The following is a 26,105-nucleotide window of genomic DNA, read 5'->3' on the forward strand; positions in this document are numbered from 1 at the left end:
GTCGTTTACGGCCACCCTGTCCGGTCCGGGTAGCGTCAGGGCCGTGACTGAACGGATGCATGAGCACGAACACAACGACGTCGTCCCGACCTCGTCGCCTGCCACACGTGTGGCGGCGGTCGTCGTCGACGCCTTCATCGCCAACGGTGTGCGGGAGGCGGTCGTCTGCCCGGGGTCGCGGTCGGCACCGTTGGCGCTGGCCTTCGCTGAGGCAGACCGTCTGCACCGGCTGCGTCTGCACGTGCGCACCGACGAACGCTCCGGCTCCTTCCTTGCGCTGGGCCTGGCGAAACGCTCGGGGCGCGCGGTCCCGGTGGTGATGACCTCGGGCACGGCGGTGGCGAACTGCCTCCCGGCGATGGTCGAGGCCACGGCGGCCGGGGTGCCGCTGGTCGTGGTGTCGGCGAACCGCCCGTGGGAGCTGCTGGGGTCGGGGGCGAACCAGACGATCGACCAGTTCGGCATCTTCGGCAGCCATGCGGTGGCGGCGGTGGGCATTGACGCTGCGGTCCGGACGGACGCCCCGGCGGACGCGGACGCTGACACTGTCCGCGAGCAGGTGGCGCATGCCGTGGCCTGTGCGACGGCCCCGGTCGACGGCGGCGGTGTCCAGGTCGACATCCCCTTCACCGAGCCGTTGGTGCCGACCTCGACCACAGAGGTGAGCCTGGCTGCGCGGGAGGCCGCCGGGCAGACCGTGGGCACCGTCCGGGCGTCCGGGACGCTCAGGACGCCGGTGGTGCCGTCGGCCGTGGTGGACCTGTCGCGCCGTACTCTCGTCGTCGCCGGGGACGTGCGTGACAAGGTCTGGGCCCGGTACATCCTCGATGAGCTCGCCGGTGTGCCGACGATCGCGGAGCCGGGGTGTCCCGCCCCGGACACCCCGGTGCATCCGGCGGCGGCCGGCCTGTTCACCGCGGAGATCGGCGCGGGCGTCGGCGACGGCGGGTACCGTGCGCAGATGCGTCCGGAGCAGATCGTGCTCGTCGGGCGTCCCACCCTGCACCGGGGGATCGCCCGGCTGCTCGCGGACCCGGGGATCCGGGTGTTCCCGGTGACCGACCGGGCGACGGCACCCTCGGTGGGGCGTGTGGACCTGGAGACGGCGGCACCGTTGCACGGTGTCACGGTGACCGGCGAACACCCCCGGGGGTGGCTGCGGACCTGTGCCGCGGCGGGTGAGGTCGCCGCGGAGGCCGTCCGCGAGGAGATCGCGGGCGCGGAGTTCACCGGCCTGCATGTCGCGGCGGCGGTGACGGACAGTCTCGCCGACGGCGACGCGGTGGTGCTGGGTGCGTCGTCGGCGGTGCGGGACGCCTCCCTGACGGGGCTGCCGTTCCCGGGCGTGGACGTGACCGCCAGCCGTGGCGCCGCGGGGATCGACGGGACGGTGTCCACGGCGGTGGGTGTGGCGCTGGCGCATGCGTCCGAGCAGCCGGACCTGGTGCGCGCACCGCGGACGGTGGCGTTGATGGGCGACCTGACGTTCCTCCACGACATCAACGGGTTGTCGGCGGGGCCGGGTGAACCGCGTCCGGAGAACCTGGTGATCGTGGTCTCCAACGACGACGGCGGTGCCATCTTCGAGACGCTTGAGGTCGGGGCGTCGGGTCTGCGGCACTTCGACGACGGCGCGTCCGCGTTCGACCGTGTCGTCGGCACACCGACCGGCGCTGACCTGGGTGCGCTGTGCGCCGGTTACGGCGTCGGGCACCAGCGGGTGGAGTCGCTGCAGGACCTGCGCCTGGCGCTCGAGAACCATGCTGAGGGGGCCGGTGGGTTGCTGGTGGTGGAGGCCGTGGTGTCGCGTGAACCGCGGGAGCGGATGCACCGGGGGCTCACGGCGAAGACGACGGTCTCCCCGGCGGGGAAGGGGTAGGCGCGCGTGCTGACGGTTCCGTCGTTCCTCCGGTCCTTCCGTCCGACGCGGACGCTGGTGCACCGCCGTCTGGTGCAGCTGGTGCTCGCCCTGTTCCTGCTGGCCAGTGCGGTCTGCGGCATGGTGGTGGTGAACGCCGGGGTCAACGACTTGAAGATCTCCCGGGACCGTGGCGTCGCGGTGGCCGACGTGCTCAGCGACGGTCCGACCACCCTGGTGCGTTTCCGGGACGACGCCGGTGTCTACCACCAGCCCGACCGCGGCCTGAAGTACCCGACAGGGTTGTCCCAGGGGGACCGGGTCTACGTCGACTACCAGCGTTCCGACACGGAGAACGTGAAGGTGCAGGGGCGCGGGTGGACCTTGTCGGTGATCCCGGCGTTGTCGGTGTGGGTGGTTGCCGCGGTGGTGACGGGGGCGTTGTTCGTGGCGTTGCAGGTCTGGTGGCGTCGGGGACAGCGGGGGACAACGGGGGACGGTAGGGCCGGCCCCGGCGGTCGACCAGGCAGGTGATCGACCGCGCCGGTGATCGACTAGGCTTGGTCACCGTGTCACGAGCCAGCCTGGAGAAGAACCCGACCGACGTCGCCCGCATGTTCGACGCCGTCGGAAAGAACTACGACCTGACCAACACGGTGCTGTCCTTCGGGCAGGACCGCGCGTGGCGTAAGCGCACCCGGCGTCGGCTCGACCTGGCCCCGGGGGACAAGGTGTTGGACCTGGCGGCCGGCACGGCCGTGTCCACGGTGGAGCTCTCCGAGTCCGGGGCATGGTGTGTGGCCTGCGACTTCTCTTCCGGGATGTTGGCCGCGGGCAGGGACCGGGACGTTCCGAAGGTCTGCGGGGACGGGATGAACCTCCCGTTCCCGGACAACACCTTCGACGCGGTGACGATCAGCTTCGGGCTGCGGAACATCGTCGACCCGGCGGCGGGGCTGCGGGAGATGGCCCGGGTCACCAAGCCCGGGGGACGGCTCACGGTGTGCGAGTTCTCCACCCCGGTTGTCCCGGTGTTCCGGACGGTCTACATGGAGTACCTGATGCGTGCGCTCCCGGCGGTCGCCAAGGCCGTGTCGTCGAACGCGGAGGCCTACGTGTACCTGGCCGAGTCGATCCGGGAGTGGCCGGACCAGGAGGCCCTGGCCGCGCTGGTGAACCGGTCCGGATGGGAAGGGTGCGGGTGGCAGAACCTGACCTTCGGGATCACGGCGCTGCACAGCGCCACGAAGCCGGCGGAATAGCGGGGGACTGCGGGGGCAGCGGGGGACTGCCGCGGGTCAGACCCCGAACAGGGGCCGTGACTCCGCGTGCCAGAACCGGTCGTGGGCGCTGCTGAGGCGTCCTGCGGCCAACCAGGCGCGGGCGGTGAGGTCCCGGTCTTCCGGGGTGACGAGGTTGCCCATCAGCCGGGCGGCGGTTCCCATCAACGGTTCGGCGAGGGGGCCGCGCATCCCCACGGGGCCGAGCGCGGACAGCAGGCCCGGCCTGGTCAGCAGCGTGGCTGCCCGTCGTGCGAGGGAGAAGGCGTCGCCGTAGCGTCCCCGCAGGTGGGCGGGCCACATGTGGCGCAGGCCGTCCGGGCAGTGGTCGGCGTCCGGCAGCATGTCGACGACGTCGGCCGCTGATTCGAGGGCGTAGTCGATGCCTTCCCCGTTCAACGGGTTGACCAGCGCGGCGGTGTCGCCGACGGCGGCCCAGTTCGTCCCGGCGACGCGGGTGACTTCCCCGCCCATCGGCAGGAGCGCGCTGGCGACGTGGGTCGGCTCGCCGAGGGCCCACTCGTCCCGGCACTGTGCGGCGTAGGACGCCAGCAGCTTGCGGACGTTGACCTTCGCCGGCCGCTGTGAGGTGGACAGTGCACCGCACCCCAGGTTCACCGCCGACCCGTGGGTGCCCTCGGTGCCCAGCGGGAAGATCCAGCCGTAGCCGGGTTGCGCGACGCCGTCGTCGTCGCGGAGTTCCAGGTGCGAGTGGATCCAGGGTTCGTCACCTAACGGGCTGGCACAGTACGAGCGGGCGGCGACGCCGTGGACGAGGCCCCGCAGCCACTGTGTCCCCAGTGTCCGGGCCAGCCCGCTGCGCACCCCTTCGGCGAGGATGAGGTAGCGGCAGCGCACGCGGGTGCCGTCGGCGAAGACCACGGCGCGTACCCGGCGGGCCCCGCGGACCAGTTCGGTGTCCACGTCCACCGCCTTGACTCCGGTGGACAGCCGCGCGCCGGAGGCGACGGCGCGTTCCACCAGGGCGTTGTCGAGGTCGCTGCGCGCGACGGCCGTCCCTCGGGCGGGGAACCGGGGGTGTGCGGGCCACGGGGCGGTGACGGAACCGCCGAAGCCGTGGAGTTTCAGTCCGCGGATCTCCGGGCGTCCGGCGTCGGCCGCGACGAGGTCGGACGCGCCGAGCCGGTCGAGCGCGTGGACCGCGCGCGGGGTGAGCCCGTCGCCGCAGGTCTTGTCCCGTGGGAAGTCCTGCATGTCCACGAGCAGGACGTCCCGGCCGGCGAGGGCGGCACGGTGCGCCGCTGCGGAACCAGCCGGTCCGGCGCCGACGACGAGAACTTCGCACGCTGTGTCATTCATCGTCGCCTATTGTGGCACGACGGTGCGCCGGCGAGGGGGATAGCGCGGGGGATAGACGGGGTGGGGCGGCCGTGTCCCCCGGGTGCCCCGTCCTGGTTCCCCCGGGAAACCCAGTTGCTGCTCGTCTGGGTTCGTGCCGAGGTGCTGGTCTACAGTAGCGGGAGCAAGATTTTCCAGAGCAGACGTTTGACGGACAGAGGCTACGTAATTCATGGCAAGCACTAACTCGGATGTGCGGGTGGGGCTCGATCTCGGTGACGAGCACCTGAACACCGCCGTCCCGGACGGCCTGGCCCGTGTGGAGGGCAGGCTCCGCGAGGTCCTGTCGTCGGGGGAGACCTTTCTCACCGACAAGATCAGCCACCTCGCGCTCTCCGGTGGGAAACGCTTCCGTCCGATGTTCGCCCTGCTGGCGGCACAGTACGGGCAGGACGAACAGAGCAGCACGCGTGCCGACGTGACCGACGCCGCCGTCGTCGTCGAACTCACCCACCTGGCCACGCTGTACCACGACGACGTGATGGACGAGGCGGAGCGTCGCCGCGGTGCGCCGAGCGCGAACGCCCGCTGGTCGAACTCGGTCGCCATCCTCGCCGGGGACTACATCTTCGCCGTCGCCTCCGCGCTGATGGCGGACCTGGGGACCGAGACTGTGCGCCACTTCGCCGAGACCTTCGGTGAGCTGGTCACCGGGCAGATGCGCGAGACCGTCGGTCCGCCTGCCGACGAGGACGACATCGAGCACTACATGCAGGTCATCCAGGAGAAGACCGGTGTGCTCATCGCCTCGGCCGGCTACCTCGGGGCGCTGCACGCCGGTGTGCCGGAGGACCAGCGGACCGCCCTGTTCCGGTTCGGCCGGCACCTGGGCCAGGTCTTCCAGATCGTCGACGACATCATCGACATCTGGTCTGATCCGGAGGAGTCGGGGAAGACCCCCGGGACAGACCTGCGCGAAGGGGTGTTCACCCTCCCGGTGCTCTACGCGATGCGTGAGGACACCGCGGGCGGGGCGCGCCTGCGGGAGCTGCTGACCGGCCCTGTGACGGACGACGACCTCGTCGCGGAGGCCCTGACCCTCATCCGCGCCTCCGACGGGCGGGAGAGGGCGCTGGCCGACGTCGAGCGCTACCGGGGACTCGGGGAGGACGAGCTGGCGCTCCTGCCGGACGTCCCCGCCACGACGGCCCTGCGTAACCTCATGGCCTATTCGCTGGGACGCCTGGGCTGAGTGGTGTCCTGGTGGCATCCTGGTGGTGTCCTGACCAGCTGATTTGCAGGTTGGGTAAGACCTCGTAGTAGGGTATCCCTCGCACCGTGAGGTGCACGCCAGGTTGCCCGAGCGGCCAAAGGGAGCGGACTGTAAATCCGCCGGCATTGCCTTCAAAGGTTCGAATCCTTTACCTGGCACACTGAACCGCCCGAGGAGTGGAGACACTCCCCGGGCGGTTTTCTGCACGGTGGGGGTTGTGGGGTGTGGGGCGTGGGGGCGGCTGGTACCGGGCACGCATTCTGTCGCTTAGCCCGACTTTGTCGTTTCACCCGACTGTGGGGTGCCGGGCTCGGGCGGGGCCCGGGGTGGGCGTGGATGGGGCTTCTGGCAGGGGTGTGGGCTGACTGGCAGATCCACGGGTCGATTCCGGGCCCTGGATCGCCCTGTAGGTCTGCCACCGTGCACGGGGCTCTGCCAGGCGACCGATCTGCGGCACGGTGCTGTGTGGGGCCCGTGGGGTCGCTCGGCACGAAGGGGGGCGCGGAAGGGGTGATGCTGATCCGGGGGTCGCTCTTCTCGGGCATCGCGGATTCAGTGCCGGCCAGGGCGTGGGGTGTCGTCGATCCGGGCCGGAGGGGTCGGCTGTCCGGGGTCGGGGAGGCCGTGGACCGTGGTGTTGGCGACGAGGTGCGGGAGGGTGCTGCTGAATGGTGTCGTTTATCGGCGTTGACCTGCAGATTTGTGTAAGTACGGTCGCTCTGGTTATTCTACTTCAGGCTTCAGGAGCTGGGGCCGGAACAACAGAGGTTGTTAACCGGTCCTGCTGTATGAGGTACGCCCCCTTAGCTCAGTCGGCAGAGCGTTTCCATGGTAAGGAAAAGGTCGACAGTTCGATTCTGTCAGGGGGCTCAAGTCATTTTGAGGCGACATCCGGTTTCCCGGTCACTGCCGGTTGAATGGCCCTGGCGGTGTAGCTCAGATGGTTAGAGCGCACGACTCATAATCGTGAGGTCCCGGGTTCGATCCCCGGCATCGCTACCAGAGTAAGACACAGAACACCCCGTCACCTGCATTGCAGGAGGCGGGGTGTTCTGCTGTGCGGGGTTATGGGGTCGCGATTCTTCCCGGATTCGTCCCGGATTGCGTTGGGGGTGGCGTGTCCGGGGCGGGCGGTATGGTTGGGACCATGATGATTTTGACGCGGAAGCCGGTGACTCGGGAGCAGTATATCCGCGGCCTGATGGACGCGTTCCACGAGACCCGGGAGAGCGCAGAGAAGACTGCCGACATGCACATCCTCCTCGACCAGGTCAACCTCATTCCCGATGATGGGGGACGGGGCTGACATGAACGCGAGGCTGATGTACCAGCGCATTGCTGACGAGTCGGACCCGCCAGTTGTGTTCGGCCGGCTTCCCGTCGACGGGTACGAGCCACACGTCCTCCTAGATGACCTCGTGACGGCCGAATCGTGGCTGACTCGCGACGTCAAGGAGTGGTTCCTCGGCATGTGGATCGACGAGGGTTTCGACATGGATGACCCGTACGACGTCGACGCGTTGGAGAATGTCCGCAAGTTCGCCGCGATGGACCCCGTCGTCGACCTGGAAACGTTGACAGATCAAGGCTGAGCGTTCGGTTCGCCATCGACGATGTGGCCCGTGCACGAGTGGTGCGACGACTCCGACCGCCCAGCGACCGGGGCAGCGCATGGTTGTCCCGGTCGCCTCAACGGGCGACCTCCGCGGCTGCGTCGCCGGGACCCCGGGCATTGTCGGTTTCGGCACCGCAAAACCGACAACGGCCCGGGTTACTGGCAAGGATCACCGGCGTGGTCCGGGGCCGGAGACCCGGTGCGGACAGGCCGTAGTTGTCCCCCGCGAGGTCCGGCTGATAGACTGCTGCGGTGCCGTTAACGCGGTGCAGTCCGTGAGACGTCGACGTCTGCCCTCCGTGGTAGTCTGAGACACATCGCGAAGGGGCGTGGCTCAATTGGCAGAGCAGCGGTCTCCAAAACCGCAGGTTGCAGGTTCAAGTCCTGTCGCCCCTGCACATGCCCCCGGGATGCCGGGCCGGTAGGCGATACCGGTCCGGCAGACCCGGGGTTTCCCATATTCCGAGGAGCTGTAGATCACGTGAGTGACGAGAAGAACAACGAAGTCGGTTCCGCCGGCGGTCCGTTGCGTCCGTCCGGCAAGCGTCAGGTCAGCGGGGAAGGGAACACCGCAGACCAGGGCAACCGTGCTTCCGCCAAGGTCGCCGACGTCGACGGCGCGAGCTCCGGCGGCAACCGTGCCCTGGCGTTCCCGCGCTCCGTGGGCTCGGAGGTCAAGAAGGTCATCTGGCCCACGGGCCGTGAAATGGTCACCTACTCGATTGTGACCATCGTCTTCCTCGTCGCCATCACGGCGATGTGCACCGTGGTCGACCTGCTGGCCGGCGAAGGTCTGGAGTTCATGTTCGGCCTCTGACCGTGCTATGATCGACCGCAGTATCCACCGCCTCCGCCCCTCCGGCGAGGCGGATTTTTCATGCGGGGCACAGTACGGCGACCCGCGGATGAGAAAGCCGGACCACGAACGACCCCGACCCCAGCGTCAGTACCATCAGGGAGATGAACCAACCCATGAGTGACGAGAACAACCTCGACAGCAGCACGGCGGAAGGCCTCGCTGCGGCCGCGCACAACGACGTGCAGCAGGCGGTGAGCGAACTCGGTGACACCACCCCGTCCATCGAGGCTGTGGCCGACGCGCCCGCCGCCGAGCAGAGCCCCGAGGACGCCGCGATGGCGGCGTACCGTACCCGCCTGCGCGAGTTCATGCGGGCGCTGAAGAAGCTCGACGGCGACTGGTACATCATCCAGTGCTACTCGGGCTACGAGAACAAGGTGAAGACCAACCTCGAGATGCGTGCCCAGACCTTGGGCGTCGACGAGCAGATCCACGAGGTCGTCGTCCCGATCGAGGAGATCACCGAGCTCAAGGACGGCAAGCGTAAGCGCGTCAAGCGCAAGCTCCTGCCGGGCTACGTCCTGGTGCGTATCGAGCTGGACGACGCCTCCTGGTCCGTCATCCGCGACACCCCGGGCGTCACCTCCTTCGTGGGCAACGAGGGCAAGCCCACTCCGGTGAAGATCCGCGAGGTCGCCAAGTTCCTCCTCCCGCCGGAGACCGCCACCGCACCCGCCGCCCAGGACGAGGCCGAGGCCGGCGCCTCCGTGGACGTCAGCGACACCGGTGTCGCCATGGCCCCGACGCCGCTCGGCGACCAGGTCGAGGTCGACTTCGAGGTCGGGGAGTCCGTCACGGTCCTGTCCGGCCCGTTCGCCTCGGTGTCGGCGACGATCTCCGAGATCGACGCCGCCAACAGCAAGCTCAAGGCCCTGGTCTCCATCTTCGGCCGCGAGACCCCGGTTGACCTGGCATTTGACCAGGTAGAGAAGCTCAACTAGAGTTTTACCGTTGCTCGTCCCGAGCACATGAACATTCCACCCGGTGGCCGGTAACCAGTCCGGCATCCGGACAGGTGTGCTCGTCCCCGCCATAGGACGGGCGAGGTCGTCCCGTACGGTCGACACACCTGGTACCACGTGAAGAGGTGAACCATGGCGAAGAAGAAGAAGGTCTCCGGCCTGATCAAGCTGCAGATCCAGGCAGGCGCCGCTAACCCGGCACCGCCGGTCGGCCCGGCGCTCGGTGCGCACGGCGTCAACATCATGGAGTTCTGCAAGGCGTACAACGCCGCGACCGAGTCGCAACGCGGCAACGTCATCCCCGTCGAGATCACGGTCTACGAGGACCGCTCCTTCGACTTCAAGCTGAAGACCCCGCCGGCAGCGAAGCTGCTGCTGAAGGCCGCCGGTATCCAGAAGGGCTCCGGCGTCCCCCACGCGGAGAAGGTCGGCCAGGTCAGCTGGGCACAGTGCCGCGAGATCGCGCAGACCAAGTTCGAGGACATCAACGCCAACGACCTGGAGAACGGTGCACGCATCATCGCCGGCACCGCCCGCTCCATGGGCATCGACGTCGTCGACCAGCCGGCCCAGTAAGACAACCTCCGGCGTCACCTGTGGCAGGGCCACTTGCGGCCCGTCAACCACACTCCAACAACCACTGATTGGACCAGTACCATGAGCAAGAACTCCAAGGCGTACCGCGCCGCCGCAGAGAAGATCGACTCCGATCGTCTCTACACCCCGATCGAGGCCGTCACGCTGGCCAAGGAGGTCTCCTCCAAGACCCACGACGCCACCGTCGACGTCGCGATCCGCCTGGGTGTCGACCCCCGCAAGGCTGACCAGCTGGTCCGCGGTACCGTCTCCCTGCCGAACGGCACGGGTAAGAACGTCCGCGTCATCGTCTTCGCCGAGGGCCCGAACGCCACCGCCGCCGAGGAAGCCGGCGCCGAGGCTGTCGGCACCGCCGAGCTGATCGAGCGCATCCAGGGCGGCTGGACGGACTTCGACGCCGCCATCGCCACCCCGGACCAGATGGCCAAGGTCGGCCGTGTCGCCCGCGTCCTGGGCCCGCGTGGTCTGATGCCGAACCCGAAGACCGGCACCGTCACCACCGACGTCGCCAAGGCTGTCGCCGAGATCAAGGGCGGAAAGATCTCCTTCCGCGTCGACAAGGCAGCCAACCTGCACGCCATGATCGGCAAGGCCTCCTTCGACGAGAAGGCTCTGGCCGAGAACTACGGCGCGCTGCTCGACGAGCTGTACCGCGTCAAGCCGTCCGCAGCCAAGGGCCGTTACGTCAAGAAGGTCACCATCGCGACCACGAACAGCCCGGGAATCCAGGTCGACCCGACCGTCGTGAAGAACTTCACCGGCGAAGACGCCTAGTCCCGCACGGTCCCCGGCACCGCCGGGAACCCCGACCGCCTCCCTGCTCCCCGTCCCGACGGGCATCAGGGAGGCGGTTTTCGTCTGTCAGCGGCCCCGTTTCCCGATCTGGCCCAGGGCCGGCAGCACACGGGCGACGACGTGGGGTGTGGCGGCACGGTACGCACCGGAGGCACCCGTGTCGCTGTCCGACAGCCGTTCCAGGACGAGGTCGAGCGTCCGCGGGGAGTAGCACACCGACAGGTGGTCGCTCCAGTCGCCGGCGTTGCCGTCAGACTGGACACAGTGGTTGTGCACCGTGGCGCCGTCCCCGGGGTCGAGGAACTGTGTCCGCCAGGGCGTGACGACCTCGTCGTAGCGGGTGCTGATCATCGTGAACGTCACGCCGGGGACCGTGTCTCCGTGGCGGTTGATCTGCTGGACCACGTCGGAACCGACGATCTGGTCCTCGGCGCACTGGCCCAGGACCGCCCGGAGGACGGCGGAGACGTCGACCTTCCCCCGCAGCTTCTCCCGCAGCCAGGCGGCCATGGTGCCCAGTCCCATCATCGTCGTGCCGTGGCCGGAGCCGGCGAGCTCGATGACGTTCCTGATCTTCGGGGAGTCACCGGCGAACCGGCCGTCGTGGCCGGTGGCGAGCAGGCGGGCCTGCGCCCCTCCCTGCGAGTGCCCGATCACGTCGACCTGTCGTGCGCCGGTGCGTTCCAGGACGGTGTCGATGAACGCCGCGATCTCCACGGAGGAGTCGAGCAGGCCCCCGTTGGCGAAACAGCAGGTACGTCGTCCGAGGAAGCTCTCGTCGGTGCTCCCGTAGTTCAGGGCGAAGACGCGGTAGCCGCGGGAGATGAGCTCCGGCGCGATCATCGACCACGTCCCGTAGGCGTTCATCCATGTGCCGTGCAGCAGGACGACGGGCACGGGGTGGTCCTCGGACAGGGGGGTGTCCCAGTCGTTGACGCCGGCGGGCATGGGGTCACTGTGTCCCCACGACTTCAGGAACGCCGTGAGGAAGAACCGGTGTCCCCGGGCGCCGGTGACTGGAGAAGTATTCGTCGGTGAACTCATTCTCCCGAACCTACTAGCCTTGCCGGGGGTGGGGGCGGTATTCGGACGTGCGCGTCGTCGTCACGTGGATTTGGGCTCTGCGGAAGTCGGGTCTATAGTGAGGCGAGAAGTTTGATCGCGGGGTGACCCGCGAACGTTCAAGTTTCACCGGAGACCGTCGGTTGACGTCTTCACCGGGCAGCACCGGGGGAGACGGACGAAGGACCATCACCAGTCACGGCGATGGCGACCTACGCAGGGAAACACGGAACACGTCGAGCGACGCCGACCTCCCCGGGGTCCGGGATCGTCGCCTCCACGCCCCGTGCCCTGTGCACGGGGCGTCACTGTCTGTGTCGTGAGGGGTTTTCAGACACCGTCCGGTCGTACCACCGACAGACATCAGGAAGGAGGCGAGAGTATGGCAAACGCAAAGAACACCGCATCCGTTGCGGAGCTCACCGCACGTTTCGAGAACGCCAGCGCCACGGTGCTCACCGAGTACCGCGGCCTGACCGTCGCCGAGACGACCGAGCTGCGCAAGGCCCTGGGTTCCGAGGTCACCTACTCCGTCGCCAAGAACACCATGATCAAGCTGGCCGCCAAGCAGGCCGGCGTCGAGATCGCTGATGAACTGCTCACCGGACCGACCGCCATCGCCTTCATCGAGGGTGAGGCAGTCGACGCCGCCAAGGCGTTCAAGAAGTTCGGCGCGGATCACAAGGCACTCGTGATCAAGGGCGGCAACATGGACGGCAACCCGCTGTCCGCAGCCCAGGTTGAGGCAATCGCCGATTTGGACAACCGCGAGACCACCCTGGCCAAGCTGGCCGGCGCCCTGCAGGGCTCCCTCAGCAAGGCCGCGGGCCTGTTCAACGCTCCGGCATCCCAGGTTGCACGGCTCACCGCCGCGCTCCAGGAGAAGAAGGAAGCTGCCTGACCCGTCAGGCTGCTTAACCCCCATACGCATTAACAACGTCCCCGCCCCGGTAGTGGGTGGGACAAAGAAAGGAAGCCGACATGGCTAAGTTCACCAACGACGAACTGCTCGAAGCCTTCAAGGAGATGACCCTGATCGAGCTCTCTGAGTTCGTCAAGCTCTTCGAGGACACCTTCGACGTCACCGCTGCCGCTCCGGTCGCCGCTGTCGCCGCCCCCGGTGCTGCCGCTGCTCCCGCCGAGGAAGAGAAGGACGAGTTCGACGTCGTCCTCGAGGACGCCGGCGCCAAGAAGATCGGCGTGATCAAGGTTGTCCGCGAGATCGTCTCCGGCCTGGGTCTGAAGGAGGCCAAGGAGCTCGTCGAGGGCGCACCGAAGGCTCTGCTCGAGGCTGCTTCCAAGGACGACGCCGAGGCTGCCAAGGCCAAGCTCGAAGAGGCCGGCGCCAAGGTTTCCCTCAAGTAAGAGGGCCACGGCTCACGCCGTACCTTTCACCACCCCCGTCAGGGACGTTCACGAGACGTCCGTGGCGGGGGTGTTGTCGTCGTTGCGGACCTGCGCCGGCACGGGCACTACGATGGTCCGCATGCTTCCGAGATCCCGCGTCGCCGCTGTCCTCACACTCGGGCTGGGGTGCATCCTGCTCGCCGTCGGTATCGCACTGCCCCTGCTGGTGCCACCCGAGCGACCCGTCCCGTTGGAGCTGAGCGAAACGCAGTTGACGTTGCAGGACGACCGGGCGCGGATCGGACCGTCCTACCTGGCGGGGGAGGACGGCGACGCCGCGGCACCCGACCCGGTCACCGCACCGGTGACGAAGACCTACGCGGTGTCCCTGGGGGAGCCGGCGGACAGGACGTCCGCGGCGGCGACCGTCGGGGTCACGTCGGTGCGTGGCGACCGCGACGGTGACGCCGCCCTGCTCGACGCGGAGGTCTGGACGTACCGGGTCGACCGCACCACCGGCGCGTCGCTGGGGGACGCCAAGGTCGCGGACACCCCGGCGACACCGGCGGTGGCCGGTGAGGTGGACGGACAGTGGCTGGCGTTCCCGCGGAACACCGGCCAGCAGGAGTACCCGGTGTTCGACAACCTGCTGCGCCGTGCCGTCCCCGCACAGTTCGTCCAGACCGAGGACGTCGACGGCAGCGAGGTGTACGTCTTCCGCCAGGAGTTCGACCACGAACCGGTACGGCAGTCGAACCCGGGGTACTACCGGGCGACGTCGACGACGGGGGAGGGGGGAGTGTCCTCGCTCTACCGTAACGGCTACAAGGAGTTCCGGGTCGAGCCGCGCAGCGGGATGATCGTCTCCGTCACCGAGGACATCCAGGACGTCTACGTTCCCGACGGCACAGACGGCACGGACGGTGCAGACGGTTCAGACGGTGACGACGGGGCGGCCGCCGGGGAGCCGGAGCTGCTCAGCGCCTTCCACGGTGCCACCCCGGAGTCGGAACGTGATGACCTGCTGGTTCAGGCCGAGAAGATCGGACACGACCGGCCGACACGTGGATGGGGTATTGTGCTCACCGTCACGGGTGCTATCGTGGCACTCGGTTCGGCGGTGGTGGCCCTGAGGCCACAGCGCGTCCAGCGGTCTGGACCGGCGCAGGCGGGCGAGTAGCCGCAGCCGCTGAAGGAGGAGAACGGGCGGCCCGCCCGGTGCGGCAGGGGCCGCGGGGAGGGCGCGTCGGGGTGCTCTAGGGGTGGACATCCGCGCGCCGTTGATATACGATCGATCGTTGCGCTGGATTGACGTCCGGCCACGGTAAGAAAACAGCAGGACACGACCTTGATGAGCGATGGTACGGAGGGGATCGACATGGTCACGGCACGGCGGAAAGCCAGGGTGCCCGACCACGCCGACCCGGACCGGACCGGCAACTTGACAAGGTCGATCAGTTGTTTCCGGACACTGGTCCGCAGCTGACCCGGCCGACGTCGACCCCCACAGAACCCCACAGATTTCCACAGACCACCGCAGACCGTACGCTCATAGCAACCGTGCCGGCCACCGCCCGGGCCCGTCCATCGGATCCGGCTCCCGGCAGGCACGTGAGGTGCTGGAAGGACCCCATCTTGGCAGTCTCCCGCCTGACCAGTTCCACCCCGGGAATTCCCGGAGCTTCGCAACGTCACTCGTTCGCGAAGATCGACGCCCCGATCGAGGTTCCCGGTCTTCTCGACATTCAGAGGGACTCTTTCGCCTGGCTCGTCGGCACGCCGCAGTGGCGCGCCCGCAAGCAGGCCGAGGCCGGGGAGGGCGTTCGTATCACCTCCGGTCTCGAGGACATCCTCGAAGAGCTGTCCCCTGTCGAGGACTACTCGGAGAACATGTCCCTGGTCCTGTCCGAGCCGCGCTTCGACGACGTGAAGAACACCGTCGACGAGTGCAAGGACAAGGACATCAACTACTCGGCTCCGCTGTACGTCACCGCGGAGTTCACCAACGCCACCTCCGGCGAGATCAAGAGCCAGACCGTCTTCATCGGCGACTTCCCGATGATGACGGACAAGGGCACCTTCATCATCAACGGCACCGAGCGCGTCGTGGTCTCCCAGCTCGTCCGTTCCCCGGGCGTCTACTTCGACGAGTCGATCGACCCGGGCACCGAGCGTCCGCTGCACTCGGTCAAGGTGATCCCGTCGCGCGGTGCGTGGCTGGAGTTCGACGTCGACAAGCGGGACACCATCGGTGTGCGTATCGACCGTAAGCGTCGCCAGCCGGTCACCGTCCTGCTCAAGGCACTGGGCCTGACCGCCGAGGAGATCACCGAGCGGTTCGGCTTCTCCGAGATCATGATGTCGACCCTGGAGAAGGACGGCGTCGCCAACACCGACGAGGCGCTGCTGGAGATCTACCGCAAGCAGCGTCCGGGTGAGTCACCCACGCGCGACTCGGCCCAGGCACTGCTGGAGAACAGCTTCTTCAACTCCCGCCGCTACGACCTGGCGAAGGTCGGCCGCTACAAGGTGAACCGGAAGCTCGGCCTGGCCAGCGGTGGCGAGGGCCCCATGACCCTCACCGAGCAGGACATCCTGACGACCATCGAGTACCTGGTGCGCCTGCACGCCGGTGAGAAGAGCATGGTCTCTCCGGAGTCCGTGGAGATCCCGCTGGGTGTCGACGACATCGACCACTTCGGCAACCGTCGCGTCCGCACTGTCGGCGAGCTGATCCAGAACCAGATCCGGGTGGGCCTGTCCCGCATGGAGCGCGTCGTGCGTGAGCGCATGACCACGCAGGACGCGGAGTCCATCACCCCGACGTCCCTGATCAACGTCCGTCCGGTCTCCGCCGCCATCCGCGAGTTCTTCGGTACCTCGCAGATGTCCCAGTTCATGGACCAGAACAACTCGCTGTCGGGTCTGACCAACAAGCGTCGTCTGTCCGCTCTCGGCCCGGGTGGTCTGTCCCGTGAGCGCGCCGGCCTCGAGGTCCGCGACGTGCACCCGTCCCACTACGGCCGTATGTGCCCGATCGAGACCCCTGAGGGCCCGAACATCGGTCTGATCGGTTCCCTGGCGTCCTACGCCCGGGTGAACCCCTTCGGCTTCATCGAGACGCCGTACCGTCGCGTGGAGAACGGCCAGATCACCGACGTGGTCGACTACCTCACCGCCGACGAGGAAGACCGCCACATCATCGCCGAGGCGAACACCCCGTACAACGCGGACAAGCAGTTCACCGAGGAGCAGATCGAGGTCCGCCTCCGTGGCGGCGACGTCGAGGTCGTCCCGGCCGACAAGGTCGACTACATGGACGTCTCGCCGCGCCAGATGGTCTCCGTGGCGACCGCGATGATCCCCTTCCTCGAGCACGACGACGCCAACCGTGCCCTGATGGGCGCGAACATGCAGCGTCAGGCCGTGCCGCTGCTGCGCGCCGAGGCCCCGTTCGTGGGTACCGGCATGGAGCAGCGCGCCGCCTACGACGCCGGCGACGTCATCGTGTCCCCGAAGTCCGGTGCAGTGGAGTTCGTCTCCGCCGACTACATCACCGTCATGGACGACGACGGGGTGCGTGACACCTACATGCTGCGCAAGTTCGAGCGCACCAACCAGGGCACCTGCTACAACCAGAAGCCGCTGGTCAGCCAGGGCGACCGTGTCGAGGCCGGCCAGGTCATCGCCGACGGCCCCGGTACCGACAACGGTGAGATGGCCCTGGGCCGCAACCTGCTCGTGGCGATCATGCCGTGGGAGGGCCACAACTACGAGGACGCGATCATCCTCAACCAGCGCATGGTGGAGGAGGACATCCTCACCTCGATCCACATTGAGGAGCACGAGATCGACGCCCGCGACACCAAGCTCGGGCCGGAGGAGATCACGCGCGACATCCCGAACGTGGGCGAGGACGTGCTGGCCGACCTCGACGAGCGCGGTATCGTCCGTATCGGTGCCGACGTCCGCGACGGCGACATCCTCGTCGGCAAGGTCACCCCGAAGGGCGAGACCGAGCTGACGCCGGAGGAGCGCCTGCTGCGCGCCATCTTCGGTGAGAAGGCCCGCGAGGTCCGCGACACCTCCATGAAGGTGCCCCACGGCGAGACCGGCAAGGTCATCGGTGTCCGCGTGTTCTCCCGCGAGGACGACGACGACCTGTCCCCGGGCGTCAACGAGATGGTCCGCGTGTACGTGGCGCAGAAGCGCAAGATCCAGGACGGCGACAAGCTCGCCGGCCGTCACGGCAACAAGGGTGTCGTCGGCAAGATCCTGCCGGCCGAGGACATGCCGTTCCTGCCGGACGGTACCCCGGTCGACATCCTGCTGAACACCCACGGTGTGCCGCGTCGTATGAACATCGGTCAGGTCCTCGAGACCCACCTGGGCTGGCTCGCGAAGAACGGCTGGACCGTGGACCCGGACTCGGCCGACGAGACCGTCCAGGCGATGCTGGAGACCCTCCCCGAGGACCTCTACGACGTCCCGGCCGATTCGCTGACCGCCACCCCGGTGTTCGACGGTGCGACCAACGAGGAACTGTCCGGCCTGATGAAGTCGGTCCGCCCGAACCGCGACGGCATCCGCCTGACCGACGGCGACGGCAAGGCCGAGCTCATCGACGGCCGCTCCGGTGAGCCGTTCCCGTACCCGGTCTCCGTGGGCTACATGTACATGCTGAAGCTGCACCACCTGGTCGACGAGAAGATCCACGCACGTTCCACCGGTCCGTACTCGATGATCACCCAGCAGCCGCTCGGTGGTAAGGCGCAGTTCGGTGGACAGCGCTTCGGTGAGATGGAGGTGTGGGCCATGCAGGCCTACGGTGCCGCCTATACCCTGCAGGAGCTGCTGACCATCAAGTCGGACGACATCGTCGGCCGTGTCAAGGTCTACGAGGCCATCGTCAAGGGCGAGAACATCCCGGACCCGGGTATCCCGGAGTCGTTCAAGGTCCTCCTCAAGGAGCTGCAGTCGCTGTGCCTCAACGTCGAGGTGCTCGCGGCCGACGGCTCGCCGATGGAGCTGAGCTCCACGGACGACGATGAACTGGACCACGCGAACGCGGCCCTGGGCATCAACCTGTCGAGGGACGAGCGTCCGGACGCCGACAGCGACGTGGGATAGCCCCCACCACCAGACAACGACCTTTTTTCACTGCACCACCCGCACTACCGCCCTCCGTATGAAGACGGAGGGGAAAGGGAGTCCACGTGCTGGACGTCAACTTCTTTGACGAACTGCGTATCGGTCTCGCGACCGCCGACGACATCCGTCGTTGGTCACACGGCGAGGTCAAGAAGCCGGAGACCATCAACTACCGCACCCTGAAGCCCGAGAAGGACGGTCTGTTCTGCGAGCGGATCTTCGGGCCGACCCGCGACTGGGAATGCGCCTGCGGCAAGTACAAGCGTGTGCGCTACAAGGGCATCATCTGTGAGCGCTGCGGCGTCGAGGTGACCAAGGCCAAGGTGCGTCGTGAGCGCATGGGCCACGTGGAGCTGGCCGCCCCGGTCACCCACATCTGGTACTTCAAGGGTGTCCCGTCGCGTCTCGGCTACCTGCTCGACCTCGCCCCGAAGGATCTCGAGAAGATCATCTACTTCGCGGCGAACATCATCACCTCCGTCGACGAGGAAGGTCGCCACAACGACCAGACCACCCTCGAGGCCGAGATGCTGGTCGAGAAGAAGGAGGTCGAGAACGAGCGCGACGCCGATCTCGCCGAGCGCTCCGAGAAGCTCGAGGCCGACCTGGCCGAGCTCGAGGCAGCCGGTGCGAAGGCCGACGCGAAGCGTAAGGTCCAGACCGCCGCCGAGCGCGAGATGCGCCACATCCGTGAGCGTGCCGAGCGTGAGGTCGAGCGCCTCGACGAGATCTGGAACACCTTCGTCAAGCTCGCCCCGAAGCAGATGATCGTGGACGAGGGCATCTACACCGAGCTCATCGACCGCTACGAGGACTACTTCACCGGCGGCATGGGCGCGGAGTCGATCCAGACCCTCATCCGCTCCTTCGACCTCGAGGCCGAGGCGGAGAAGCTCCGTGAGGTCATCCGTGACGGCAAGGGCCAGAAGAAGCTGCGCGCGCTGAAGCGGCTGAAGGTCGTCGCGGCGTTCCTGCGTTCCGGCAACGACCCGGCCGGCATGGTCCTGGACGCCGTCCCGGTGATCCCGCCGGAGCTGCGTCCGATGGTGCAGCTCGACGGTGGCCGTTTCGCCACCTCCGACCTCAACGACCTCTACCGTCGTGTGATCAACCGCAACAACCGCCTCAAGCGCATGCTCGACCTCGGCGCCCCCGAGATCATCGTGAACAACGAGAAGCGCATGCTGCAGGAGTCCGTCGACGCGCTGTTCGACAACGGCCGCCGCGGCCGTCCGGTCACCGGACCGGGCAACCGTCCGCTGAAGTCGCTGTCCGACCTGCTCAAGGGCAAGCAGGGTCGTTTCCGTCAGAACCTGCTGGGTAAGCGTGTCGACTACTCCGGCCGTTCGGTGATCATCGTCGGTCCGCAGCTGAAGCTGCACCAGTGTGGTCTGCCGAAGCAGATGGCGCTGGAGCTGTTCAAGCCGTTCGTGATGAAGCGACTGGTCGAGAAGTCCTACGCGCAGAACATCAAGTCCGCCAAGCGGATGGTGGAGCGCCAGCGTCCCGAGGTGTGGGACGTGCTCGAGGACGCCATCGCCGAGCACCCGGTGATGCTGAACCGTGCGCCCACCCTGCACCGTCTGGGTATCCAGGCCTTCGAGCCCGTGCTCGTCGAGGGTAAGGCCATCCAGCTGCACCCGCTGGCCTGTGAGGCCTTCAACGCCGACTTCGACGGTGACCAGATGGCCGTGCACCTGCCGCTGTCCGACGAGGCGCAGGCCGAGGCACGTATCCTCATGCTCGCCTCGAACAACATCCTCTCCCCGGCCTCGGGTAAGCCGCTGGCCATGCCGCGTCTGGACATGGTCACCGGTCTGTACTTCCTGACGCTGGAGAAGAAGGAGGACGAGATCGGCGGCCAGGGCGCGTACCGTCCCGCCGACGAGAACGGTCCGGAGCGTGGCGTCTACTCGACGCTCGCCGAGGCCATCATGGCCCGCGACCGTGGTGTCCTGGGTCTGCAGGCACCGATCAAGGTCCGCATCGACCACCTCCGCCCGCCGGAGGACGTCGAGGCGGAGCAGTTCCCCGACGGTTGGCAGAAGGGCCAGGTCTGGCTCGCGGAGACGACCCTGGGCCGTGTGCTCTTCAACGAGCTCCTGCCGTGGAACTACCCCTTCGTCGACGACGTCATGGCCAAGAAGCCGCAGGCCGCGGTCATCAACGACCTCGCCGCGAAGTACCCGATGATCACGGTCGCGCAGACCGTGGACAAGCTGAAGGACGCCGGTTTCTACTGGGCGACCCGCTCCGGCGTGACCATCACCATGCACGACGTGCTGGTCCTGCCGAACAAGAAGGAGATCCTGGACCGCTACGAGGAGCGTGCCCGCGTCATCGAGAAGAAGATGGCACGCGGCAAGATCAACGCGACCGAGCGCTACAACTCCCTGGTCGACCTGTGGAAGGAAGCCACCGACTTCGTCGGTGAGTCCGTCGAGAAGCTGTACCCGGACGACAACCCGATCCCGATGATCGTGAAGTCCGGCGCGGCTGGCAACATGCGTCAGATCTGGACGCTGGCCGGCATGAAGGGCATGGTCACGAACTCGCGTGGTGACTACATCACGCGTCCGATCAAGACCTCCTTCCGCGAAGGCCTCTCGGTGCTGGAGTACTTCAACAACTCCCACGGTTCCCGTAAGGGTCTGGCCGATACGGCACTGCGTACCGCCGACTCGGGTTACTTGACCCGTCGTCTGGTGGACGTGGCCCAGGACGTCATCGTCCGCGAGGACGACTGCGACACCTCCAAGGGCGTCACGATCCCGTTGGCCGAGCCGGTGCTGGACGCCGAGGGCAACGAGACCGGGCGCTTCCGTCGCGCGGAGTTCGTGGAGACGGCCGCGACCGGCCGCTTCCTCGCCGCCGATGCCGTGGACGCCGCCGGCAACGTCATCATCGCCGCCGGCGAGGACCTCGGTGACCCCGAGATCCAGCGTCTCGTCGACGCCGGTGTGCGGACCCTCAAGGTCCGCTCGGTCATGACCTGTGACACCGCCACCGGTGTGTGTGCCACGTGCTACGGCCGTTCCATGGCCACGGGTAAGAAGGTCGACATCGGCGAGGCCGTCGGTATCGTCGCCGCCCAGTCCATCGGTGAGCCGGGTACCCAGCTGACGATGCGTACGTTCCACCAGGGTGGTGTCGGTGGAGACATCACCGGCGGTCTGCCCCGTGTCCAGGAGCTCTTCGAGGCCCGTGTCCCGAAGGCCAAGGCACCGATCGCGTCGGTCGACGGCAAGGTCCGTATCGAGGACGACGACAACTTCTACACGCTGACCATCATCCCGGCCGACGGCTCGGACGAGGTCGTGTACGAGAAGCTGTCGAAGCGTCAGGGTCTGGCCGTCATCAAGGTCGGCGACTACGAGCGCCAGATCAAGGACGGCGACTCCGTCGTCCGCGGTCAGCAGCTGCTCAAGGGCTCCGCTGACCCGCACGAGGTTCTCCGCGTGATGGGACGTCGCGGCGTCCAGCAGCACCTGATCAACGAGGTCCAGAAGGTCTACCGCGACCAGGGTGTGGCCATCCACGACAAGCACATCGAGATCATCGTGCGGCAGATGCTGCGCCGGGTCACGGTCATCGACTCCGGTTCGACGGAGTACCTGCCGGGCTCCCTGGTCGACCACGCCGACGCGGTCGCCGCGTCGAAGGCCGCGGTGCAGACCGGTGGCCGTCCGGTCGAGGTGCGTGCCGAGATCATGGGTATCACCAAGGCGTCGCTGGCCACGGATTCGTGGCTGTCGGCCGCCTCCTTCCAGGAGACGACCCGTGTCCTCACCGACGCCGCGATCAACAAGCGCTCCGACAAGCTCATCGGCCTGAAGGAGAACGTGATCATCGGTAAGCTCATCCCGGCCGGTACCGGTATCTCGAAGTACCGCAACATCGCCGTGGAGCCGACCGAGGAGGCACGTGCCGCGGCCTACCAGCTGCCGTCCACCTTCGGCGACGGTTTCTACGGTGACGACTCCTACGGGGAGTTCACCGGTGCCGCCGTTCCGCTCGACGATATCGACCTCAGCTAGGGGACTGTCCCAGCCGCCGAGGTGAGCAGACCCTGGGCCCGGATCCTGTCGAGGATCCGGGCCCAGGGTTTTTCCGTGGGGGAGAGGCACCGGTGTTACGGATGTACCATCGATGTGTCGGCTGTGGATCTGTCCGCGGCGGCGCGCCCCGCGGGCGTGCTGGCCAGGGAAGACTGTCCTATACGGTCGTATCACCCACGGCGGTTGCCGGAATGCCGCCCCTACCGTAATGATTTGGTTGATTCGCGCGTGTCGGGTAGTGTCAAACCACAGTCCCACTTATCAGGACGCGTCTGCCGGTCGTTCCGGCCGATATGAACTTCTACCCCGTAGGCCAGCGAGAGCGGCTGAGGGGTTTCGGCACGTTCAAAACAAAGACGCTCGTGAACAGCAGGGAAATGATCTCGAAGAAGGTCTCGTCCGACCACGAGGGTCCGCCGGCAGCGTACCGGAAGAACCCGGGGTCACGGCAGGACACGAACAAGCAGAAAGTCGGTTTATGCCTACTATCCAGCAGCTGGTCCGCAAGGGCCGCCACGACAAGACCGTGAAGGTTGCCACGGCCGCCCTGAAGGGTTCGCCGCAGCGTCGTGGCGTGTGCACCCGCGTGTACACCACCACCCCCAAGAAGCCGAACTCGGCTCTCCGTAAGGTCGCCCGTGTGCGCCTGACCTCCGGTATCGAGGTTTCCGCCTACATCCCCGGCGAGGGCCACAACCTCCAGGAGCACTCCATGGTGCTCGTCCGCGGCGGTCGTGTGAAGGACCTCCCGGGTGTCCGTTACAAGATCGTCCGTGGCTCCCTCGACACCCAGGGTGTCAAGGACCGCAAGCAGGCCCGTTCCCGCTACGGCGCGAAGAAGGAGAAGTAGTCAATGCCTCGTAAAGGTCCCGCACCCGCACGCCCCGTCGTCAAGGATCCGGTCTACGACGACGTCATCGTCTCCCAGCTGGTCAACAAGGTCCTGCTGGACGGCAAGAAGTCGACCGCCGAGCGCATCGTCTACAGCGCCCTCGAGGTCTGCCGCGAGAAGACCGGCACCGACCCGGTCCTCACCCTGAAGAAGGCCCTCGACAACGTCAAGCCGGCCCTCGAGGTCCGCTCCCGTCGTGTCGGTGGCGCAACCTACCAGGTCCCGGTCGAGGTTCGCCCCGGCCGCTCCACCACCCTGGCGCTGCGTTGGCTGGTCACTTTCACCCGCCAGCGTCGTGAGAACACCATGACCGAGCGTCTCGCCAACGAGATCCTGGACGCCTCCAACGGTCTCGGTGCCTCCGTCAAGCGTCGTGAGGACACCCACAAGATGGCCGAGGCCAACCGCGCCTTCGCCCACTACCGCTGGTGACCTGAGAGGGGCCTGCCGTCGGCAGGCCCCTCCCCGGCCGGTGTAGAACCTGCGTGGTTGCCCGGTCGATGACACAATCATCTACGACATTCCGACTACATCGAGGGAATAGACTGTGGCACAAGAAGTGCAGAAGGATCTGAAGAAGGTCCGCAACATCGGCATCATGGCACACATCGATGCCGGTAAGACCACCACCACCGAGCGCATCCTCTACTACACCGGCATCAACCGCAAGGTCGGCGAGACCCACGACGGTGCCTCCACCACCGACTGGATGGAGCAGGAGAAGGAGCGTGGCATCACGATCACCTCCGCCGCCGTCACCTGTTTCTGGAACGAGAACCAGGTCAACATCATCGACACCCCCGGTCACGTCGACTTCACGGTCGAGGTCGAGCGGTCCCTGCGCGTCCTCGACGGCGCTGTCGCCGTCTTCGACGGCAAGGAGGGCGTCGAGCCCCAGTCCGAGCAGGTCTGGCGCCAGGCCGACAAGTACGACGTGCCGCGTATCTGCTTCGTCAACAAGATGGACAAGCTGGGTGCGGACTTCTACTTCACCGTGCAGACCATCATCGACCGTCTCGGCGCGAAGCCGTTGGTCATGCAGCTGCCGATCGGCGCCGAGGACGACTTCGACGGCGTCGTCGACCTGCTGACCATGCAGGCGATCACCTGGCGCGGCCGCGTCGAGGTCGGTGCTGAGGCGACCTACGAGGAGATCCCCGCCGAGCTCGCCGACAAGGCTGCGGAGTACCGCGAGAAGCTGCTGGAGTCCGTCGCCGAGTCGGACGAGGCCCTCATGGAGAAGTACTTCGCCGGTGAGGAGCTCTCGCTCGACGAGATCAAGGCCGCCATCCGCAAGATGACGATCAACTCCGAGATCTACCCGGTGTTCTGTGGTACCGCGTACCACAACAAGGGCATCCAGCCTGTCCTGGACGCCGTCATCGACTACCTGCCGTCCCCGCTGGACGTCGAGAACATCCAGGGCCACAAGCCGGGCCACGAGGATGTCGAGATGACCCGCAAGCCCAGCGACGACGAGCCGTTCTCCGCACTGGCCTTCAAGATCGCCGCCCACCCGTTCTTCGGCAAGCTGACCTTCGTGCGTGTCTACTCCGGCACCGTCGAGCCCGGCCAGCAGGTCCTGAACGCCGTGACCGGCAAGAAGGAGCGCGTCGGCAAGCTCTTCCAGATGCACGCCAACAAGGAGAACCCGGTCGACAAGGCGCACGCCGGTAACATCTACGCGATGATCGGTCTCAAGGAGACCACCACCGGTGACACCCTGTGTGACATCAACGACCCGATCCTGCTGGAGTCCATGGACTTCCCGGAGCCGGTCATCAAGGTCTCCATCGAGCCGAAGACCAAGTCCGACCAGGAGAAGCTGGGTGTCGCCATCCAGCGTCTGACCGAAGAGGACCCGACCTTCACGGTCAACCTCGACGAGGAGACCGGCCAGACCATCATCGGTGGTATGGGCGAGCTGCACCTCGACGTGTTCGTCGACCGTATGAAGCGCGAGTTCAAGGTCGAGGCCAACGTGGGTGCCCCGCAGGTCGCGTACCGCGAGACCATCCGCAAGGCCGTCGAGAAGATCGAGTTCACCCACAAGAAGCAGACCGGTGGTTCCGGTCAGTTCGCCAAGGTGATCATGGCGATCGAGCCGTACAACCCGGAGCCCGAGGAGCTGGAGGAGGGCGAGGACCCGAACTACAAGTTCGTCAACGCCGTCACCGGTGGACGTATCCCGAAGGAGTACATCCCCTCCGTGGACGCCGGTATCCAGGACGCCATGCAGTACGGTTACCTGGCGGGCTTCCCGCTGGTCGACATCAAGGCCACCCTGATCGACGGTCAGTACCACGACGTCGACTCCTCGGAGATGGCCTTCAAGATCGCCGGCTCCCAGGCTCTCAAGGAGGGTGTCGCCAAGGCGAAGCCCGTCCTGCTCGAGCCGCTGATGGCAGTCGAGGTCACCACCCCTGAGGAGTTCATGGGTGAGGTCATCGGCGACATCAACTCCCGCCGTGGTCAGGTCTCCGCGATGGAGGACCGCTCCGGTGCGAAGGTCGTCAAGGGCAAGGTCCCGCTGTCCGAGATGTTCGGCTACGTCGGCGACCTGCGTTCCAAGACCCAGGGCCGTGCGAACTACACCATGATCTTCGACTCCTACGGTGAGGTCCCCTCGTCCGTGGCGACCGAGATCATCGCCGAGCGTACGGGCAACGCCTAAGCTCCGGCCACGTCCGGCGTGACCCACGCCGGCACGGTCCCCGCCTCCCCGTGGCGGGTCCGGGAGCCCGGTTCCCCGGGAATCTGGACGCTCACTTACGGGAGGGTAGGGGCCAGCACCCGGCATCCTCACAACCATGTTCGACCACGCGGTTTTTCCTGCGGGGGAGGGTTGCAGTAGGATGTGGAGTGCTGGCCGTTACCCAGCACCTGCGTGAAGGCAGGAAGCCCTTTCAGTCCCGCCATTCCGGTGCGGGGGTGTCACGGCCGCCAACGCGCTGTACGATGCTGTAATCGGCACAATAGAAGATTCCGGAGTTCCGGCCGCTGCGACCAGCGGTGGGCCCGGTACCGGAAAAGACAACCCCACGTGGCTGCGAAAGT

At 66.9% G+C, this 26,105-nt stretch carries 20 protein-coding genes and 4 tRNA genes; 22 read left to right on the forward strand and 2 right to left on the reverse strand.

Annotated elements, in window-relative coordinates; genetic code table 11:
* The first annotated feature begins 43 nt into the window (after positions 1 to 43).
* The 3 genes from menD to MUN33_RS03520 are packed head-to-tail and all read left to right on the forward strand — an operon-like array spanning position 44 to position 3,120.
* Entirely contained in the window at positions 44 to 1,879 is a 1,836-nt protein-coding gene (gene menD, locus MUN33_RS03510) for a 2-succinyl-5-enolpyruvyl-6-hydroxy-3-cyclohexene-1-carboxylic-acid synthase (protein ID WP_369414916.1), read from the forward strand.
* Between the two features lie 6 nt (positions 1,880 to 1,885).
* Positions 1,886 to 2,392 carry a DUF3592 domain-containing protein gene (locus MUN33_RS03515; RefSeq protein WP_244803537.1) on the forward strand — a complete coding sequence of 169 codons (507 nt, stop codon included), beginning with the start codon at positions 1,886 to 1,888 and terminating at the stop codon, positions 2,390 to 2,392.
* Between the two features lie 35 nt (positions 2,393 to 2,427).
* Positions 2,428 to 3,120 (forward strand): demethylmenaquinone methyltransferase, encoded by a 693-nt coding sequence (locus tag MUN33_RS03520; protein ID WP_244803538.1) that lies wholly within the window; start codon positions 2,428 to 2,430, stop codon positions 3,118 to 3,120.
* A gap of 36 nt (positions 3,121 to 3,156) precedes the next feature.
* Here MUN33_RS03520 and MUN33_RS03525 read toward each other — a convergent pair whose 3' ends face one another.
* Entirely contained in the window at positions 3,157 to 4,458 is a 1,302-nt protein-coding gene (locus MUN33_RS03525) for a geranylgeranyl reductase family protein (RefSeq protein WP_244803539.1), read from the reverse strand.
* 211 nt (positions 4,459 to 4,669) lie between these two features.
* Here MUN33_RS03525 and MUN33_RS03530 point away from each other — a divergent pair, with 211 nt between their 5' ends.
* The 11 genes from MUN33_RS03530 to rplA all read left to right on the forward strand — a co-directional run bounded on the left by MUN33_RS03530 (position 4,670) and on the right by rplA (position 10,517).
* Positions 4,670 to 5,689, forward strand: coding sequence for a polyprenyl synthetase family protein (locus tag MUN33_RS03530; protein WP_244803540.1), 1,020 nt, complete (start codon positions 4,670 to 4,672; stop codon positions 5,687 to 5,689).
* A 97-nt stretch (positions 5,690 to 5,786) separates the two neighbouring features.
* Positions 5,787 to 5,868: transfer RNA gene (locus MUN33_RS03535), tRNA-Tyr, on the forward strand.
* A gap of 639 nt (positions 5,869 to 6,507) precedes the next feature.
* A tRNA-Thr gene (locus MUN33_RS03540) sits at positions 6,508 to 6,580 on the forward strand.
* Positions 6,581 to 6,635: 55 nt separating this feature from the next.
* A tRNA-Met gene (locus tag MUN33_RS03545) sits at positions 6,636 to 6,712 on the forward strand.
* Positions 6,713 to 6,857: 145 nt separating this feature from the next.
* A complete protein-coding gene (locus MUN33_RS03550; RefSeq protein ID WP_244803541.1) occupies positions 6,858 to 7,016 on the forward strand; it encodes a hypothetical protein in 159 nt (52 codons plus the stop codon).
* A 1-nt stretch (position 7,017) separates the two neighbouring features.
* Positions 7,018 to 7,302 carry a hypothetical protein gene (locus tag MUN33_RS03555; protein ID WP_244803542.1) on the forward strand — a complete coding sequence of 95 codons (285 nt, stop codon included), beginning with the start codon at positions 7,018 to 7,020 and terminating at the stop codon, positions 7,300 to 7,302.
* Positions 7,303 to 7,648: 346 nt separating this feature from the next.
* Positions 7,649 to 7,721: transfer RNA gene (locus tag MUN33_RS03560), tRNA-Trp, on the forward strand.
* A gap of 85 nt (positions 7,722 to 7,806) precedes the next feature.
* Positions 7,807 to 8,142 carry a preprotein translocase subunit SecE gene (gene secE, locus MUN33_RS03565; RefSeq protein WP_244803543.1) on the forward strand — a complete coding sequence of 112 codons (336 nt, stop codon included), beginning with the start codon at positions 7,807 to 7,809 and terminating at the stop codon, positions 8,140 to 8,142.
* A gap of 155 nt (positions 8,143 to 8,297) precedes the next feature.
* Entirely contained in the window at positions 8,298 to 9,125 is an 828-nt protein-coding gene (gene nusG, locus MUN33_RS03570) for a transcription termination/antitermination protein NusG (RefSeq protein WP_244803934.1), read from the forward strand.
* A 153-nt stretch (positions 9,126 to 9,278) separates the two neighbouring features.
* Positions 9,279 to 9,722, forward strand: coding sequence for a 50S ribosomal protein L11 (gene rplK / locus MUN33_RS03575; protein WP_244803544.1), 444 nt, complete (start codon positions 9,279 to 9,281; stop codon positions 9,720 to 9,722).
* A gap of 81 nt (positions 9,723 to 9,803) precedes the next feature.
* Positions 9,804 to 10,517: a 50S ribosomal protein L1 gene (rplA, locus tag MUN33_RS03580; RefSeq protein ID WP_244803545.1), complete on the forward strand. Its 714-nt coding sequence runs from the start codon at positions 9,804 to 9,806 to the stop codon at positions 10,515 to 10,517.
* Positions 10,518 to 10,604: 87 nt separating this feature from the next.
* Here rplA and MUN33_RS03585 read toward each other — a convergent pair whose 3' ends face one another.
* Positions 10,605 to 11,582 carry an esterase/lipase family protein gene (locus MUN33_RS03585; RefSeq protein ID WP_244803546.1) on the reverse strand — a complete coding sequence of 326 codons (978 nt, stop codon included), beginning with the start codon at positions 11,580 to 11,582 and terminating at the stop codon, positions 10,605 to 10,607.
* 400 nt (positions 11,583 to 11,982) lie between these two features.
* Between MUN33_RS03585 and rplJ the strand changes: the two genes are divergently transcribed.
* The 8 genes from rplJ to fusA all read left to right on the forward strand — a co-directional run bounded on the left by rplJ (position 11,983) and on the right by fusA (position 25,722).
* Positions 11,983 to 12,501, forward strand: a complete 519-nt coding sequence (gene rplJ / locus MUN33_RS03590) for a 50S ribosomal protein L10 (protein ID WP_244803547.1) — start codon at positions 11,983 to 11,985, stop codon at positions 12,499 to 12,501.
* An 80-nt stretch (positions 12,502 to 12,581) separates the two neighbouring features.
* Entirely contained in the window at positions 12,582 to 12,965 is a 384-nt protein-coding gene (gene rplL, locus MUN33_RS03595) for a 50S ribosomal protein L7/L12 (protein WP_244803548.1), read from the forward strand.
* Between the two features lie 121 nt (positions 12,966 to 13,086).
* The gene (locus MUN33_RS03600; RefSeq protein ID WP_244803549.1) at positions 13,087 to 14,127 is read left to right on the forward strand and encodes a PorA family protein; all 1,041 of its coding nucleotides are present in this window, start codon (positions 13,087 to 13,089) and stop codon (positions 14,125 to 14,127) included.
* A 455-nt stretch (positions 14,128 to 14,582) separates the two neighbouring features.
* A complete protein-coding gene (gene rpoB / locus MUN33_RS03605; RefSeq protein ID WP_244803550.1) occupies positions 14,583 to 18,077 on the forward strand; it encodes a DNA-directed RNA polymerase subunit beta in 3,495 nt (1,164 codons plus the stop codon).
* 86 nt (positions 18,078 to 18,163) lie between these two features.
* Positions 18,164 to 22,135, forward strand: a complete 3,972-nt coding sequence (locus MUN33_RS03610; RefSeq protein ID WP_244803551.1) for a DNA-directed RNA polymerase subunit beta' — start codon at positions 18,164 to 18,166, stop codon at positions 22,133 to 22,135.
* 499 nt (positions 22,136 to 22,634) lie between these two features.
* Positions 22,635 to 23,006, forward strand: coding sequence for a 30S ribosomal protein S12 (rpsL, locus tag MUN33_RS03615; RefSeq protein WP_244803552.1), 372 nt, complete (start codon positions 22,635 to 22,637; stop codon positions 23,004 to 23,006).
* 3 nt (positions 23,007 to 23,009) lie between these two features.
* Positions 23,010 to 23,480 (forward strand): 30S ribosomal protein S7, encoded by a 471-nt coding sequence (gene rpsG, locus MUN33_RS03620; RefSeq protein ID WP_244803553.1) that lies wholly within the window; start codon positions 23,010 to 23,012, stop codon positions 23,478 to 23,480.
* A 115-nt stretch (positions 23,481 to 23,595) separates the two neighbouring features.
* The gene (fusA, locus tag MUN33_RS03625) at positions 23,596 to 25,722 is read left to right on the forward strand and encodes an elongation factor G (protein WP_244803554.1); all 2,127 of its coding nucleotides are present in this window, start codon (positions 23,596 to 23,598) and stop codon (positions 25,720 to 25,722) included.
* Positions 25,723 to 26,105: the final 383 nt, after the last annotated feature.

Source organism: Corynebacterium kalidii (assembly GCF_022869005.1).
GTDB classification, from domain to species: Bacteria; Actinomycetota; Actinomycetes; order Mycobacteriales; family Mycobacteriaceae; genus Corynebacterium; species Corynebacterium kalidii.